This is a genomic window from Nocardia sp. 2TAF39 (genome assembly GCF_052114905.1).
Classification (GTDB): Bacteria; Actinomycetota; Actinomycetes; order Mycobacteriales; family Mycobacteriaceae; genus Nocardia.
Map to the genome: position 1 here is coordinate 60,140 of NZ_JBFRFQ010000034.1, position 13,708 is coordinate 73,847.

Consider the following 13,708-nt stretch of genomic DNA (forward strand, 5'->3'; position numbering starts at 1 on the left):
TCCTCGAAGAACGCATCACGCGGTCGTTTCGCGGAGCTGAAGGTAGGGCGGGACGTCACTTGTCTCGAAGTACACCGTGAAGATCTCGGCGGCCTGCTCGGCAGTGAACAACTCGTCCGGGTAGATCAGCGGAGCGGGCACGCCGGCAGGCACTGGGACGTCGATGCTCGGCGCGCCGATCCGGTCGCCCGGCAGACCGACGGCGAACTGGCGCTGCGCGGCGTCGATGGTGCTGCGCAATTCGATGGCCAGTGCACCGGCCGCGCCGGTGCACTGCAGGTAGTTCCGGCCAGGCGCGGAGCTGATCACTGGGCTGATGTCGGCGGGCCGCATGGCCGCGGCGAGCCGGGTCATGTTCACCGAGTAGCGGTGGTACCCGTCGAGCCTGCGCAGCGGGCGTAGGAAACTGTCGACCGTCTCGCCGGGACCGAGGAAGACCTTCAGCCGGTCGCTGTAGGTGACCCGGTGGGTGATCAGCGCGGGGTCGGCGGCACGCAGCATCGCACCGGGGTCGAGCGGGTCGCGCCGCAGCGGGAGAAGTGTGGAAACCGAACTCTCAGATATCGAACCTCGAACACGCATCAGAGCCCGCCCATCGAAATAGTTATCTTTCGGCTATTTAAGCAGCAGCGCAGGACGCACCCTACCCGAGGACGTTGTGACGTGTCACATACCCCTGGAACCGCGCGTGTCACAAGCCCTTCGAGGATAAGGGTTTGTGCAGGCGGACGGCATACGCGTGGCGTGGCCGGACTGTCGATCCAGCGGACCGGCAGTCGAATCCTGGGTTCCGGGATAGGCCTCAGTCGATTGGCTGGGACGATTGCGCTGGCCGACCGACCGTGGTCGCGGCGGCGATGAAGTTCTCAGCCGCTCTTCGGCATTCGGCACGTTACCGCCGAATCACGCCGAGACCCCAAGCAACTCGTCGCTATACGCCAATGGTGCCTACCGGCTCGTGTGATCGCGGTTCGCGGTGGGTCAGCGGCGCACACCTTTTGCGGGAAACCGGGTTTCGGCGTCATGGCGGTACACCGGCGTGAGCAAATCGGCCTCCAACGGCTCGCCGGTGGCCCGGTCGAACCGGCAGGCGACCAGCACCGAGAACAGGTGTGTGCTCGCACGCTCGTGCAAGGTGGCCAGACGGGTGGCGAGCAGCCGAATGGCGCCGAGCGATCCGGGTGGATGCATGCCGTCGATCATCAACACGCTGCCGCGCCTATCGGGTCTGGGCAGCCTGGCCAGATAGGCGATGTCGTGCGGATCTGGCCCGCCGGGCCGGTACACCCGGCGGGCCGCCCGGTCTTCGATGCCCCGGCGAGCGTCGCCCGCCCTTGCCACCGCGCGCCGCAGCCGCGGATCGGCAGTGATCAGCTGGCGCAGGCTGGGCGATAATTCCGGGCCACCCAGCACGATCAGCCCATCGCGCTTCAGGTCGATCAGGCGGCCGGGTAGGAAATGTTCGACCGAGACCGTGAAGCCGAGTTCGCGGAGTAGTTCGACAAGACGGTGCGGTGCAGCCGGGTCCGGCGCACCGACTACCCGCCCGGCCCGCACCTCCGGGACGAGCACGGTGAGCGAACCGTGCCCGAAGAACAGTCCCTCCGGCGATGGTCCCTGTGTACTCACCTGATGGATCCGGGCGCGGGAAAGCCCTGCCGCCGCACCGATTCTGGCGAACGTCCAGCCATCGGCATGGAGTTCCCTGATCACGGCACGGCGAATCCTGGTCAGTTCGTTGATGGTCTGCTGGGCCGCCGCCACCCCGTCGGTGGCCGCCTTCAGTCGCTCGACCCTGTCCTCGATCGCGAACACGCGCGCCACGTCATCGGCCGACATGTGCGAAGTCTAGACAGCCGAACAGGTCATGGTGTCTAGACTTCTTGACAGATCAGGTCGCGTCCGTGTCGATCGGCGGACGTTCGTTGCGCTCCAACGGCTTATCGGCCTTCGGCATCGGATAGTCGGGCATCCCGCTGTTCGTGCTGTACAGGTCCTTTTTGTCGAGCAGCGTGCCTTCCCAATCCTTGAACAGCGAATCGTCGCCGTTGAGAAGGTGTTTGGTCACCATCCCGCGCGGAGTCATACCGCGCAGTTCGTTCAGGTCGGCCAGCGGCTTGCGCAGATCCTCGAACTCGGGCCCGAGCTCCTGCCTCAGCTGCGAAGTCGCGCCGCTGGCATAGTCGCGCACCTGGCGCAGGCTGCGAGTGGTCCAGCGCACGGCACCGGGCAGGCGCTCCGGTCCGAGAATCACGAGGGCGGCGACGAGCAGGATGACCATCTCGCTCCAGCCGATGTTGCTGAACACGTAGCCAGGCTACCTGGGGATCCGACCAGCGGGTCAGTCGGATTCCAGCGTGACCGGAACGTCCACCTGTCGGCCGTCACGGATCAAGACCACGCTCACCGTCTCCCCGATCTTGCGCGACTGGACAGCGACGACCAGCTCCTCCGGGCCGGTCACCTCACGATCGCCGACCTTCACAACGACGTCGCCCTCGACGATCCCTGCCTTGGCCGCAGGGCTGCCAGGTGCTACATCGGCGACTTCCGCGCCACTCGTCGTCTCATTCGCCACCTGTTTGGTGCGCGGGCTGATCCCCAGTCTCGGATGATGAATCGCACCATCGCGGATCAGAGTCTGGGCGACTTGGGTCATCATGTCCACCGGGATGGCGAAGCCGAGACCGACCGAGCCACCGGTTTCGCTGCGAATGGCGGAGTTGATACCGATGACTCGGCCCTCCATGTCCACCAGTGCGCCACCGGAGTTACCCGGGTTGATCGACGCGTCCGTCTGCACGGCGTCGATCACGGCGTTCGTGTCGCTGCCCTCGCCCTGCAACTTCACCGGGCGGTGCAGTGCGCTCACGATGCCGGAGGTGACCGTCTTGCTCAGTCCGAGGGGCGAGCCGATAGCCAGGACATCGTCGCCGACCTGGACGTCACCGGACTTCCCGAGCTTGGCGACGGTGAGATTCTTCACATCGACCTTCAGCACGGCCAGATCGGTCTTCGGGTCGCGGCCGACGGTCTGGGCGGGCACCCGGGTGCCGTCGGAGAACTGGACCTGGATCGTGGCGCGGTTGCTCTTGTCCTGCGCGGCCATCGAGATGACGTGGTTGTTGGTGACGACGTAGCCCCCGCCGTCGATCACCACGCCGGACCCGGTGGCGCCATTGTCGCCGACGGTGACCCGGATCGAAACGACCGAGGGCAATACGGCGTTCGCGACCTGCGCGATCAGTCCGTGCGGACGATCGGTGTCGCCCTTCTGCTCCAAGGCGACCTTGCGTGAGGTGAGCGTGGAAGCGGTCTCCGCGGTCAGCCTGCCGACCAGACCGCCGAGCAGACCGATCACGAGCGCGACGAGCGCGAGCACAGCCAGCGCCTTGGGCGCGACCCGGGACCCGAACAGCACCTGGCGTGCGGTGAGCTTCTCGGCCTGCGGCAGCGGCTGCGGCGTGGGCGTCGGCACCGCGGGCGCGCCGAGGCGAGCGGCGGCATCGGGATCACGCCACGGATCGGCCGGACCCGCGACCGTGGCTGTGCCATCGGCGGCGTCGGGATCGCGTTGCAGCAGCTCGCTGGAACCCTCCGGGCGACCGAACGCCTCCGCGAGCACCGCGTCCGGGGGGCGGTTGTGAAGTTCGGGGCCTACCTGCGGCGCCGGACCCGCGGTGCGGATCGGCAGCGGCTCTGCGAACGAACCGGACAGGCCGGAGGGCCTGCGGAAGGCGCGTGCGGTGTGCGTGTCGACATGGGGCCGGTAGACCGGGCGCGGACCGAGCACGGGCGCGTCCGATGGACGGAGATTCCCGCGGTTGGCCGCCGAATCCGAGGTGTCGGCCGATCCGGAATTCGTAGATTCGGTGGTCACTCGGGAAACTCTACTTCCGCCACCACGTTGTCCACCGGGTCGCGGTGAACGAATCGGTCAGAAAGCCGAAAACCGCCTCGTTGCGCGAGGTCCCGTCGGAACCCGAAGCGGGGGTCCGGCCGCTGCTCGCGCCGCCCGGCAGTTCGGCGAGGGGAATCCTGGTCAGACTGTCGTGCAGCCCGGTGGGTATCGCGACATGGCCCGCATGACGCAACGCGATGCGCGCCTGTTGCTGTGCGTCGACCTCTGCCGCGCATTCGGGGCACAGGGAAAGATGCTGGGCGGCACGCAGATAGGCGTTCATCCGCAACTCGCCGTCCACATAGGCCGCGATCGCCTCGCTCGCCAGATGCTCGGTAGGGCTGAAACGAGGCGGACGACGACCGGACGTACTGGAGTCGCCACTCATTCGGTGCTCACCCTTTCAACCGACATCATCCGATTTTTCGGGTGATGCCGGCTTCCGACGGATCACCCTATGTTGTTCACGTCAGCGGCGAACCGCTGCTCACTTCCATTATGCGCAAGGTAGTCACGCAGTGCCTGCCGCCCACGGTGGATTCGACTGCGCACGGTGCCCAACTTCACGCCGAGCGTAGCGCCGATCTCCTCGTAGGACAGACCCTCGATGTCACACAGCACGACGGCGGCGCGGAACTCGGGTGCCAGCGAATCCAACGCGGATTGCAGGTCGGGATCCAGCCGGGCGTCGTGGTACGCCTGCTCGGGACCAGGGCCCTCAGCGGGGACGCGGTCGTAGTCCTCGGGCAGCGCTTCCATCCTGATCCGGTTGCGTCGGCGGACCATGTCCAGGAACAGGTTGGTGGTGATGCGGTGCAGCCAGCCTTCGAAGGTGCCCGGCTGGTAATTCGAGAGCGAGCGAAACACCCGGATGAACGTCTCCTGGGTGAGATCGTCGGCGTCCTGTGCGTCGCCGGAGAGGCGGTAGGCCAGGCGGTAGACCCGATCGGCGTGCTCGCGGACCAGCTCGTCCCAGGACGGCATGGCCGACCGGTCACCGGTGGCATCGAAAGCAGCAGTCCCGCTCAGCTCGACGGACTCCTCGGAGGCATCGGCTTCGGTCGGCAGGATCTGCTCGGGCAGGGTGGCGTACTCGCGCGCCGCATCGACCATGTGGATGGAGCTACCTCCTACTAGGGACCGCAAACGTCGGAACTTGCGGTGGCCCGGATCTGCGGACCGTCGCGTACGGATACAACCGACGATCGGTATGTCGTTGTTCCCGCGTCCCGTGTTGCACACGGTCGGTGGTCTTGCGTTGCCCATACTCTCTCGTGTCCTGATATGGCCGGGATATGGAGATCCTGAGGGACACCTGAGAAAAATGGCCGCGAGAATGGCGGGCGGCGCGTGTTGTACGGAACGCCGAGACCACCCGCCCGGCGTTAGCCTCATACCCGTGGCATCGAATCTGGAGCGAAATCTCGCCTACGTGGAGGAATCCGTCGTGGAAGACGAGATCCTCGTCAGCGCGCGCGAACGGGCCACCGAACTCGGCGTGGCGCCCGTGCCGCCCTCGGTGGGGGCGATGCTGAGCATCTACGCACAGTTGCTCGGCGCACGTGCCGTAGTCGAGGTGGGCACCGGTGCAGGCATCAGTGGGCTGTGGCTGCTCGACGGGATGCGCGAGGACGGAACGCTGACCACCATCGATTCCGAGCCGGAGCACCAGCGCGCGGCCAGGGAGGCGTTCCGTGCCGCCGAGATCCCGCCCGCACGGACCCGGCTGATCAATGGACGCGCGCTCGACGTACTGCCGCGCCTGGCCGATGGCGCCTACGATCTGGTCTTCATCGACGCGGCGCCGCTGGAGCACCCGGAGTACGTCGCCCAGGCGGTGCGGCTGCTGCGCGACGGCGGGGCAATTGTGTTGCACAATGCGCTGCTCGGCGGACGAGTGCCCGACACATCGCAGCGCGATCCGGCCACACAGGCCGTGCGCGCCGCCACCCGCGCCATCGCAGAGCACCCCGAACTCACCAGCGTGCTGATCCCGGTCGGGGACGGATTGCTCTGCGCCTCACGCGGTTAGTGATTCGCGCGATGCTCAACACAAGCTGATTCCATGGCCGAATCGCGGGTACCCGCTGGGAAACAAGTCAGCGAGGTTGTCAAGATGCGTGAACTCGATGCCGTAGAGGTTGTTTACCTGGGTGATGTCGTCGTGGAGCGACGATCGAGTTGGCTGCGGCCGACCATAATCGCGTTCCTGTTCGTGATCCTGGGTGCCGTTCTGGTGCTACTCGTAGTCAGTAACGCCGATTTCGACAGCGGACCTCCGAAAGTCACTCCGACACAGGGGCCGTGCGAGCCATTCTGCACGCAGACTGTCGCGCCGCCGGGACTGTAATCCCCCCGAACGCTGGCTGCCGAGACAGGGTTTCCGCGCAGGTTCGAAGCGCAGATCCCGCGGCTTCTGCACTTTTTCGTCAGGCCATGATCGGCCAACCCATCGAATACCCCGACACGCGTCGGCTGTCCGGCGCATTCTTCAGGAAGCATGTGCGAACGGGGTACTAGCTGGTTGATCCTCCGAGCGAGGTATTCGGAAGAAGGTGCAGTGCGGTGATGTTCCTCTGGGACGACGACGAGCGCCGCCCTCGCCCGATCCACTGGGGTCGGACGATGGTAGCCCTCGCCGCGGTGCTTCTGTTGGCGGTACTGGCGGTATATCTGGTCAGCACAGCCGATTTCGGCACTTCGAAGACGACCGTGCCACGCACGCCGGGCCCGTGCGCACCGTTCTGCACCAAATCCCCCGCCCCCGAGCCGGGCGAACCCTGATTCAGCTCGCCACGCAACTACTGACTTCTATACCCACACGCCCTTGCCCACCGTGACCACGCCGCCGTTGCTCACGGCGAACCGGCTGCGGTCGCGCTCCAGGTCTACCCCGATGATCTCGCCCTCGCCGACCACCACGTTCTTGTCCAGAATGGCATGCCGCACCACCGCGCCGCGTCCGACGCGGACACCGGGCATGAGCACGCAGCCCTCGACCGTGGCGCCGTCGTCGACCATGACATTGGAACTGAGCACCGAATTGCGCACGGTGGCCGCGGACAGGATGCTGCCGGCGCCGACAATGCATTCCTGCGCCAATCCGCCCTGGGCGAACTTGGCCGGCGGGAGGTTCTCGGCCGCGCCGCGGATCGGCCAGTGCCGGTTGTAGAGGTTGAACACCGGGTGCACCGAGACCAGATCCATATGCGCGTCGTAGAACGCGTCGATCGTTCCGACATCGCGCCAGTAGCCGCGGTCGCGTTCGGTGGCGCCGGGCACTTCGTTGTGGGCGAAGTCGTAGACGCCCGCCTGGCCCGCGGCGACCAGCGACGGGATGATGTCGCCGCCCATGTCGTGGTCGGAGTCGGAGTTGTCCGCGTCCGCCTTGATCGAATCCACCAGCACCTTGGTGGTGAAGACGTAATTGCCCATGGACGCGAAGGTGACGTTCGGGTCGTCGGGGGTGCCCGGCGGGTGCGCAGGCTTCTCCAGAAACTGGGTGATCCGGCCTGAGTCGTCGGTATCGATGCAGCCGAACGCGCTCGCCTCGCTGCGCGGCACCCGGATGCCCGCCACGGTCACACCCGCCCCGGAATCGATGTGGTGGCGCACCATCTGCTCGGGATCCATCCGATAGACGTGGTCGGCGCCGAACACCACGATGTAGTCCGGGTCCTCGTCGTAGATCAGGTTCAGCGACTGCATGATCGCGTCCGCGCTGCCGGTGTACCAGCGCGGCCCGAGCCGCTGCTGCGCAGGAACCGGAGTGATGTATTCGCCCGCAAAGCCCGACAGCCGCCAGGTTTGCGAGATGTGCCGGTCCAGCGAGTGCGACTTGTACTGGGTGAGCACGCACAGCCGCAGAAAGCCTGCGTTGACCAGATTGCTGAGCACGAAGTCGATGAGGCGATAGGCGCCGCCGAACGGGACCGCTGGCTTGGCGCGGTCCGCCGTGAGTGGAAAGAGTCGCTTGCCCTCGCCACCGGCGAGCACGATCCCTAGTACGTGCGGCTGGCTCCTCACACCTGCCAAACTACCGGGTGGCGCGCCCGGGAGTGGCCTCAGCCGAACCGAACGTCTAGTTTGAACCGGTGAGTTTCGGCACGTACGGCGGGCACTCGGCGGTGGATTCCGGCAAGCGGAGCCGGCTTCGCGTCGCAATGCTGACCCGCGAGTATCCGCCCGAGGTATACGGCGGAGCCGGAGTACACGTAACTCAGTTGACCGCGCGTTTGCGCGAGTTGTGCGAAGTGACCGTGCACTGCATGGGCGTCGCGCGCACGGATGCCGTGGTACACCAACCGGATCCTGCGCTCCACGCCGCCAACGCCGCGTTGCAGATGATGTCCGCGCAGCTGCGGATGGCCGATGCCGCGGGCGAGGTCGACGTGGTGCACTCACACACCTGGTACACCGGCCTGGCGGGGCACCTGGCCGCGACGCTCTACGGGATCCCGCACGTGTTGACCGCGCATTCGCTGGAACCGCGCAGGCCATGGAAGGCCGAGCAGCTCGGCGGCGGCTACCGGCTCTCCTCGTGGTCGGAGCGCACCGCCGTCGAACACGCCGACGCCCTCATCGCGGTGAGCGAGGGCATGCGCCGTGACGTGCTCGACGCCTACCCTGCCGTCGACCCGGATCGGGTACACGTCGTGCACAACGGCATCGACGGGAGCATCTGGCATCCAGGGCAGGAGACCGCGGGCACGTCGTCGGTGCTCGACACGCTCGGCGTGCGCCCCGACCGGCCCATCGTGGCGTTCGTCGGCCGCATCACGCGACAGAAGGGTGTCGGTCACCTGCTGGCCGCCGCCCGGGACTTCGACCAGGACATCCAGCTCGTGCTGTGCGCGGGCGCCCCTGACACGCCGGAGTTGGCACAGGAGGTCGCCGCCGCGGTGGACGAGTTGCGGCGGCGGCGGGGCAACGTGTACTGGGTTCGCGAGATGCTGCCGACCGAGCAGATCCGCCAGATCCTCGCCGCCGCGGCCGTGTTCGTATGCCCGTCGGTGTACGAGCCGCTCGGCATCGTGAACCTGGAGGCGATGGCCTGCGCGACCGCGGTGGTCGCCTCCGACGTCGGCGGCATCCCCGAGGTGGTGGAGGACGGCCGCAACGGGCGGCTGGTGCATTACGACGCGGGCGCCGCCGAGGACTTCGAGCGCGACCTGGCCGCCGCCGTCAACGAGGTCGCCTGCGATCCCGCGCTGGCCGCCGAGTTCGGTGCGGCGGGCCGCGCGCGGGCGGTCTCCGAGTTCGACTGGGCGCGGGTCGCGGCGCGCACCACCGAGGTCTACGACACGGTCCGAAAGGTGTGACTCCGCGCCGGGAGCGGCGCGGTCAGGACACCGGGCGGTAGGTGCCCACGGCGACCGACGCGGTCACCTCGACGGTCTCCGGCAGGTTCGCCGAGCGCGCGTCCGCGGCGGCCGCGTGATACGCGGACGGTCCCATCCCCACCACGTTCGCGATCTCGCTCCGGCCGAGTTTCATCGGATACTCGACGAGCGTGTCCTCGACCGCCTCGAAGTGACCCGACAGCGCGGCCTCGAGCCTGCGATCCTTGTCCGGGTCCACGCGCACCATGTCCAGCGGTCCGATCAACTCGCCCAAGTGGCGTTCGGTGGGTGTGGCGACGACGAAACGGCCGTCGTTGCCGAGAACTCGGGCTACCTCGCCGGGATTGCGCGGCGCGAAGACGGACAGGACGCGGTCGAGCACGCCGTCGCGGATCGGCAACCCGCGCCAGGCATCGGCCAGCACCGCCGCGGCGCGCGGGTGGGCGCGGGCGCACCGTCGCACGGCGGGCTTGGCCACGTCCAGCGCGATGCCGACGGCCGGGGGAGCGGCCTCGAGCACCCGGGCGAGGTAGTAGCCCGTGCCCGCGCCGACTTCCAGCACCGCACCGTCGGATCGCCGGGCTGCCGTGACAGCGCGAGTCACCGCATCGGCGATCGGCGCGAAGTGCCCCCCGCTCTGGAAAGTGGCGCGCGCGTCCAGCATGGCCGCGGTGTCACCGGTCATTTTGGTCGACGCGCCCGTCAGGAGGCTGACATAGCCCTGCCGTGCGACATCGAAGCTGTGCCCTTGTGCGCACCGCAGCGCCCGATCGCGCGGTTCGAGCATGAGCGCCGAGGCGTCCTCGTGCGACCGCTGCGAACGCACGCATTCGGGACAGTTCAGCAGACCGGCCACCGCGGCGAGGGCCGGGTGTTCAGCTGGTGACACTCAGCTGGTGACGCTCTTCAGTTCGTCACCCAGCGCCGCTGCCTCATCCGGCGTGAGTTCGACGACCAGCCGCCCGCCACCCTCGAGTGGAACCCGCATGACAATTCCACGCCCTTCCTTGGTTGCCTCGAGGGGACCGTCCCCGGTACGGGGCTTCATGGCCGCCATCCTCTGCTCCCTCCAGATCTGCGCGGTCTGCTGCGCACTTTCTTGGAACTCCAGTTGTCACCAACTAGTGGCTCGCCGGCATTTGGCGAGCTACACCGGTCCTATTCTTCCCTATCGCGGATGTGGACGGACACCTGAGTTCAAAAAGTGACCGGTCGGCCCGGGTCCGACAGGTCACTGCCCACCCAGCAATCGGCCAGGTGATCATCGACCATTCCAGTCGCCTGCATCAGCGCGTAAGCGGTGGTCGGCCCGACGAATCGGAACCCGCGCCGTTTCAATTCTTTTGCCAGAGCTGAGGATTCGGCGGTGCTCGTGGGCACCTCCGCACCGGTGCGCGGCCGCGGTCGTGGTGGCGGCGCGAACGACCAGAGCAGTTCGTCCAGACCGATGTCGAGCTTGCGGGCGACCCTGGCGTTCGCGATAGCGGCCTCGATCTTGAGCCGATTGCGCACGATACCCGCGTCGGCCAGCAGCCTGGCCACGTCGGCGTCGCCGAATTCCGCGACGCGCTCGATCGAGAACCCGGCGAACGCCGCGCGGAACGCGGGCCGTTTCCGAAGGATGGTGATCCAGGACAGCCCCGACTGGAACGCCTCAAGGCACAGCCGCTCGAACAAGGCGTCGTCGCCGTGCAGCGGCTTGCCCCACTCGTAGTCGTGGTAATCCCGGTACAGCTCGGATTCCAGCGGCCAGGCGCAGCGAATCCGGCCGTCGTCGGCGGGCGCGATCATTTCGACTCGGGCGCGACCGGTGTCTGCCATCTGGTTGCCTGGGTCTCGGCCACTTGGCGCTGGAGTTCGTCGATCCTTGCGGCCAGCCTGGCCAGTGCCCAGTCCACCTCCGCGGCCTTGTACCCACGCACCACCTGCTGGAAGCGCAGCGCGCGCACGTCCGCTCCGGTGATTCCCTCGGCGGGCAGCAGCGTGGCCGTCGTCCCCTCCGGCAACGGCCCCAGCTCCTCGGATCGCCCGAAGACCGCACTGGCAAGCAGGAACAGCACCGCGGCGACCAAGCCGACGATCAGCACGTACAGCAGCATCGTGAGCATGTAGTGAGCTTATTGAACGGCACCGACACCCGGCCCGCGGCTATCGGTCCTCGAAGTCCGCCGAGGCTATAGGTGGCGGGTGGTATCGATGCCGAGCGACATGCCCGCGAGGCCGCGGCGGCGGACGGCGAGCTTGTCGGCGACATCCTGCAACACCTTTGCGGCCGGGTTGTCGGGATCGCGCAGCACGATCGGGGTGCCCTCATCGCCCGATTCACGCAGCGCCTGCTCGATCGGGATCTGACCGAGCAGCGGCACGTTCGCGCCGACGGCGCGGGTGAGCCGGTCGGCGACGGCCTGGCCGCCGCCGGAGCCGTACAGGTCCATCCGGGTGCCGTCCGGCAGGTCCAGCCAGGACATGTTCTCCACCACGCCCGCGATCCGCTGACGGGTTTGCAGCGCGATCGCTCCGGCGCGCTCGGCCACCTCGGCGGCGGCCGGCTGCGGGGTGGTGACGACGAGGATCTCGGCGTTCGGGATCAGCTGGGCGATGGAGATGGCGACGTCGCCGGTGCCCGGCGGCAGGTCGAGCAGCAGGATGTCCAGGTCACCCCAGAACACGTCGGCGAGGAACTGCTGCAGCGCTCGGTGCAACATCGGCCCACGCCACACCACAGGGGTGTTGCCCTTGGTGAACTGCGCGATCGAGATCATTTTCACGTCGTGCGCGACGGGCGGCATGATCATCCGCTCGACCTGGGTCGGCCTGGCGTCGGTGCCGAGCATGCGCGGGATCGAGTGTCCGTAGATGTCGGCGTCCAGCACTCCGACCGAGAGGCCGCGTGCGGCCATGGCAGCGGCGAGGTTCACCGTGACGCTGGATTTTCCGACGCCGCCCTTGCCGGAGGCGACTGCGTAGACGCGGGTCAGCGAGCCTGGCTGGGCGAACGGGATGACCGGGTCGGCCGAGTCGCCGCGCAGCTGCTTGCGCAGTTCGGTGCGCTGCTCGTCGCTCATCACGTCGAGCTCGACGGTCACCGCGCCGGCACCTGGCACGTCGGCGACGGCCCTGGTGACTCGCTGCGTGATCTCGGTGCGCAGCGGACAGCCCGCCGTCGTCAGGTAGATCTCCACGTGGACATTGCTGTCGGCGCCGATCGCGACGCTTTTCACCATGCCCAGTTCGGTGATCGGCTTGCGGATCTCCGGGTCGTCGACCTTCGCGAGAGCGCCCCGCACATCCGATTCCGTAACCACTGGCATGGCAGGAATTTTAGGCGTGTCAAATTCTGGGCAGGTCTCCGGGCCGGGGTGCGGCCCCGGTGCTGTAAGAGGTTTCCCAGGCCATGACGTTCGCGACGTAGGCCATGGAGTGGTTGTATCGCAGAATCGCGCGGGACTGTTGGGCCAGGTCGCGCATATTCAGTCCACCGTCACAGAGGTATTTTCCGGCAGTCAGGGCAGCGTCGAAAAGATTCTGCGGATCGGCAATACCGTCGCCGTTGCCGTCGGCGGCGTAACGCTTCCAGGTTTGCGGCAGGAACTGCATCGGGCCGATCGCGCGGTCGTATCCGGCCAGGCCGTCCAGCGCACCGTCGTCGGAGTCGCGGACGACGTGGTTGCCCGACAGCGATCCATCCAGCACGGGGCCGTAGACCGGGGTCAGCGGATTGCCGTCGGTGTCGGCCTTGCCGCCGAACGCGTGCGTCGACTCCACCCGGCCGATGCCGGCCAGCAGCGACCACGGCATCCCGCACACCGGATTCTCCGCGGCCAGAACACGTTCGGCGTTCTGGTAGGCCGCAACGGCCACGCCGGGAACGCCCACCGGCCCGGCCGGCAACGCGGCGAGTTGCCTTCCGTTCGGCAGTGCAACGGTTTTCACCACCGGCGCCGCGGTGGGCGCGGGCTTTGCCATTGCATGAGCGACGAATTCGGCCGTGGCGACGGGTTCTGCGACGGCCTGGGGTCTGGCGCCCTGCACGTCCTGATCGGCTCCCGGTGCCTGAACCGCGGCCGCGGACGCGGCCACGCTGCCCACATCGGACGCGGCCGTGACGGCCACGAGTCCAGCGGGAACCAATCCGGTCAATGCGATAACGGAGCTCCGTCTGGCGGTGGCAGGCGGCTGTTTTCGGTGACGTCCCACGCTGTGGTGACCCTCCAATGGCTCATCGTGAGCCCTTCGTGATGGACGAAAGGAAGGTTACCGCATTCGAGATTCTTTTGTTACTGCTTCGTGATCTGCCTTGGGTTTAGGTCACATTCGGGGTGTGGGTAGGGGGATGACGATGCCGAAGGGGAGGGCGATGCCGGGTGGTGGGGTGGGTGTGGGTGGGGTGGATTCTGCGGGTTCGCCGGGGCCGGGTTCGGGTGGGTGTGTTTCGGCCGGTACGGCGGGGGCGTCTTGGCGGGGT

Annotated in this window: 16 protein-coding genes; 3 read left to right on the forward strand and 13 right to left on the reverse strand. The window is 67.4% G+C overall.

Annotated features, from left to right (window positions below; translation table 11 throughout):
• Positions 1 to 15: 15 nt before the first annotated feature.
• The 6 genes from AB4Z47_RS20650 to sigE form a co-directional block, all read right to left on the reverse strand.
• Complete coding sequence (locus tag AB4Z47_RS20650) at positions 16 to 582, reverse strand: hypothetical protein (RefSeq protein ID WP_441952942.1); 567 nt, start codon at positions 580 to 582, stop codon at positions 16 to 18.
• A gap of 399 nt (positions 583 to 981) precedes the next feature.
• Positions 982 to 1,839 (reverse strand): hypothetical protein, encoded by an 858-nt coding sequence (locus AB4Z47_RS20655; RefSeq protein ID WP_441952943.1) that lies wholly within the window; start codon positions 1,837 to 1,839, stop codon positions 982 to 984.
• 52 nt (positions 1,840 to 1,891) lie between these two features.
• Positions 1,892 to 2,308 carry a Sec-independent protein translocase protein TatB gene (gene tatB / locus AB4Z47_RS20660; protein ID WP_441952944.1) on the reverse strand — a complete coding sequence of 139 codons (417 nt, stop codon included), beginning with the start codon at positions 2,306 to 2,308 and terminating at the stop codon, positions 1,892 to 1,894.
• A 33-nt stretch (positions 2,309 to 2,341) separates the two neighbouring features.
• Positions 2,342 to 3,880: a S1C family serine protease gene (locus tag AB4Z47_RS20665; protein WP_441952945.1), complete on the reverse strand. Its 1,539-nt coding sequence runs from the start codon at positions 3,878 to 3,880 to the stop codon at positions 2,342 to 2,344.
• 10 nt (positions 3,881 to 3,890) lie between these two features.
• Entirely contained in the window at positions 3,891 to 4,289 is a 399-nt protein-coding gene (locus AB4Z47_RS20670) for a hypothetical protein (protein ID WP_441952946.1), read from the reverse strand.
• Between the two features lie 62 nt (positions 4,290 to 4,351).
• Positions 4,352 to 5,014: an RNA polymerase sigma factor SigE gene (gene sigE, locus AB4Z47_RS20675; protein ID WP_441952947.1), complete on the reverse strand. Its 663-nt coding sequence runs from the start codon at positions 5,012 to 5,014 to the stop codon at positions 4,352 to 4,354.
• Positions 5,015 to 5,300: 286 nt separating this feature from the next.
• On the opposite strand from sigE, the gene AB4Z47_RS20680 reads away from it, so the two are divergent.
• Together AB4Z47_RS20680 and AB4Z47_RS20685 are read left to right on the forward strand one after the other, a co-directional pair.
• Positions 5,301 to 5,933 carry an O-methyltransferase gene (locus tag AB4Z47_RS20680; protein ID WP_441952948.1) on the forward strand — a complete coding sequence of 211 codons (633 nt, stop codon included), beginning with the start codon at positions 5,301 to 5,303 and terminating at the stop codon, positions 5,931 to 5,933.
• 533 nt (positions 5,934 to 6,466) lie between these two features.
• On the forward strand, positions 6,467 to 6,685 hold the full coding sequence (locus tag AB4Z47_RS20685; RefSeq protein ID WP_441952949.1) for a hypothetical protein: 219 nt from the start codon (positions 6,467 to 6,469) through the stop codon (positions 6,683 to 6,685).
• A gap of 27 nt (positions 6,686 to 6,712) precedes the next feature.
• On the opposite strand, the gene glgC is transcribed toward AB4Z47_RS20685, so the two are convergent.
• Complete coding sequence (gene glgC, locus AB4Z47_RS20690) at positions 6,713 to 7,927, reverse strand: glucose-1-phosphate adenylyltransferase (RefSeq protein ID WP_441952950.1); 1,215 nt, start codon at positions 7,925 to 7,927, stop codon at positions 6,713 to 6,715.
• Between the two features lie 137 nt (positions 7,928 to 8,064).
• Between glgC and glgA the strand changes: the two genes are divergently transcribed.
• Positions 8,065 to 9,222 carry a glycogen synthase gene (glgA, locus tag AB4Z47_RS20695; protein ID WP_441952959.1) on the forward strand — a complete coding sequence of 386 codons (1,158 nt, stop codon included), beginning with the start codon at positions 8,065 to 8,067 and terminating at the stop codon, positions 9,220 to 9,222.
• A 22-nt stretch (positions 9,223 to 9,244) separates the two neighbouring features.
• On the opposite strand, the gene AB4Z47_RS20700 is transcribed toward glgA, so the two are convergent.
• From AB4Z47_RS20700 to AB4Z47_RS20725, 6 genes are all read right to left on the reverse strand, one after another.
• Positions 9,245 to 10,132 (reverse strand): putative RNA methyltransferase, encoded by an 888-nt coding sequence (locus AB4Z47_RS20700; protein WP_441952951.1) that lies wholly within the window; start codon positions 10,130 to 10,132, stop codon positions 9,245 to 9,247.
• A complete protein-coding gene (locus AB4Z47_RS20705) occupies positions 10,133 to 10,300 on the reverse strand; it encodes a DUF3117 domain-containing protein (protein ID WP_011211259.1) in 168 nt (55 codons plus the stop codon). It lies immediately after the preceding gene.
• Positions 10,301 to 10,440: 140 nt separating this feature from the next.
• Complete coding sequence (locus AB4Z47_RS20710; protein WP_441952952.1) at positions 10,441 to 11,064, reverse strand: DNA-3-methyladenine glycosylase I; 624 nt, start codon at positions 11,062 to 11,064, stop codon at positions 10,441 to 10,443.
• Positions 11,031 to 11,351 (reverse strand): DivIVA domain-containing protein, encoded by a 321-nt coding sequence (locus AB4Z47_RS20715; protein ID WP_441952953.1) that lies wholly within the window; start codon positions 11,349 to 11,351, stop codon positions 11,031 to 11,033. Before AB4Z47_RS20715 ends, AB4Z47_RS20710 begins: the two co-directional genes overlap by 34 nt.
• Positions 11,352 to 11,417: 66 nt before the next feature.
• Positions 11,418 to 12,554: an Mrp/NBP35 family ATP-binding protein gene (locus tag AB4Z47_RS20720; protein WP_441952954.1), complete on the reverse strand. Its 1,137-nt coding sequence runs from the start codon at positions 12,552 to 12,554 to the stop codon at positions 11,418 to 11,420.
• A gap of 19 nt (positions 12,555 to 12,573) precedes the next feature.
• The gene (locus AB4Z47_RS20725) at positions 12,574 to 13,440 is read right to left on the reverse strand and encodes a lytic transglycosylase domain-containing protein (protein ID WP_441952955.1); all 867 of its coding nucleotides are present in this window, start codon (positions 13,438 to 13,440) and stop codon (positions 12,574 to 12,576) included.
• Between the last annotated feature and the right edge of the window lie 268 nt (positions 13,441 to 13,708).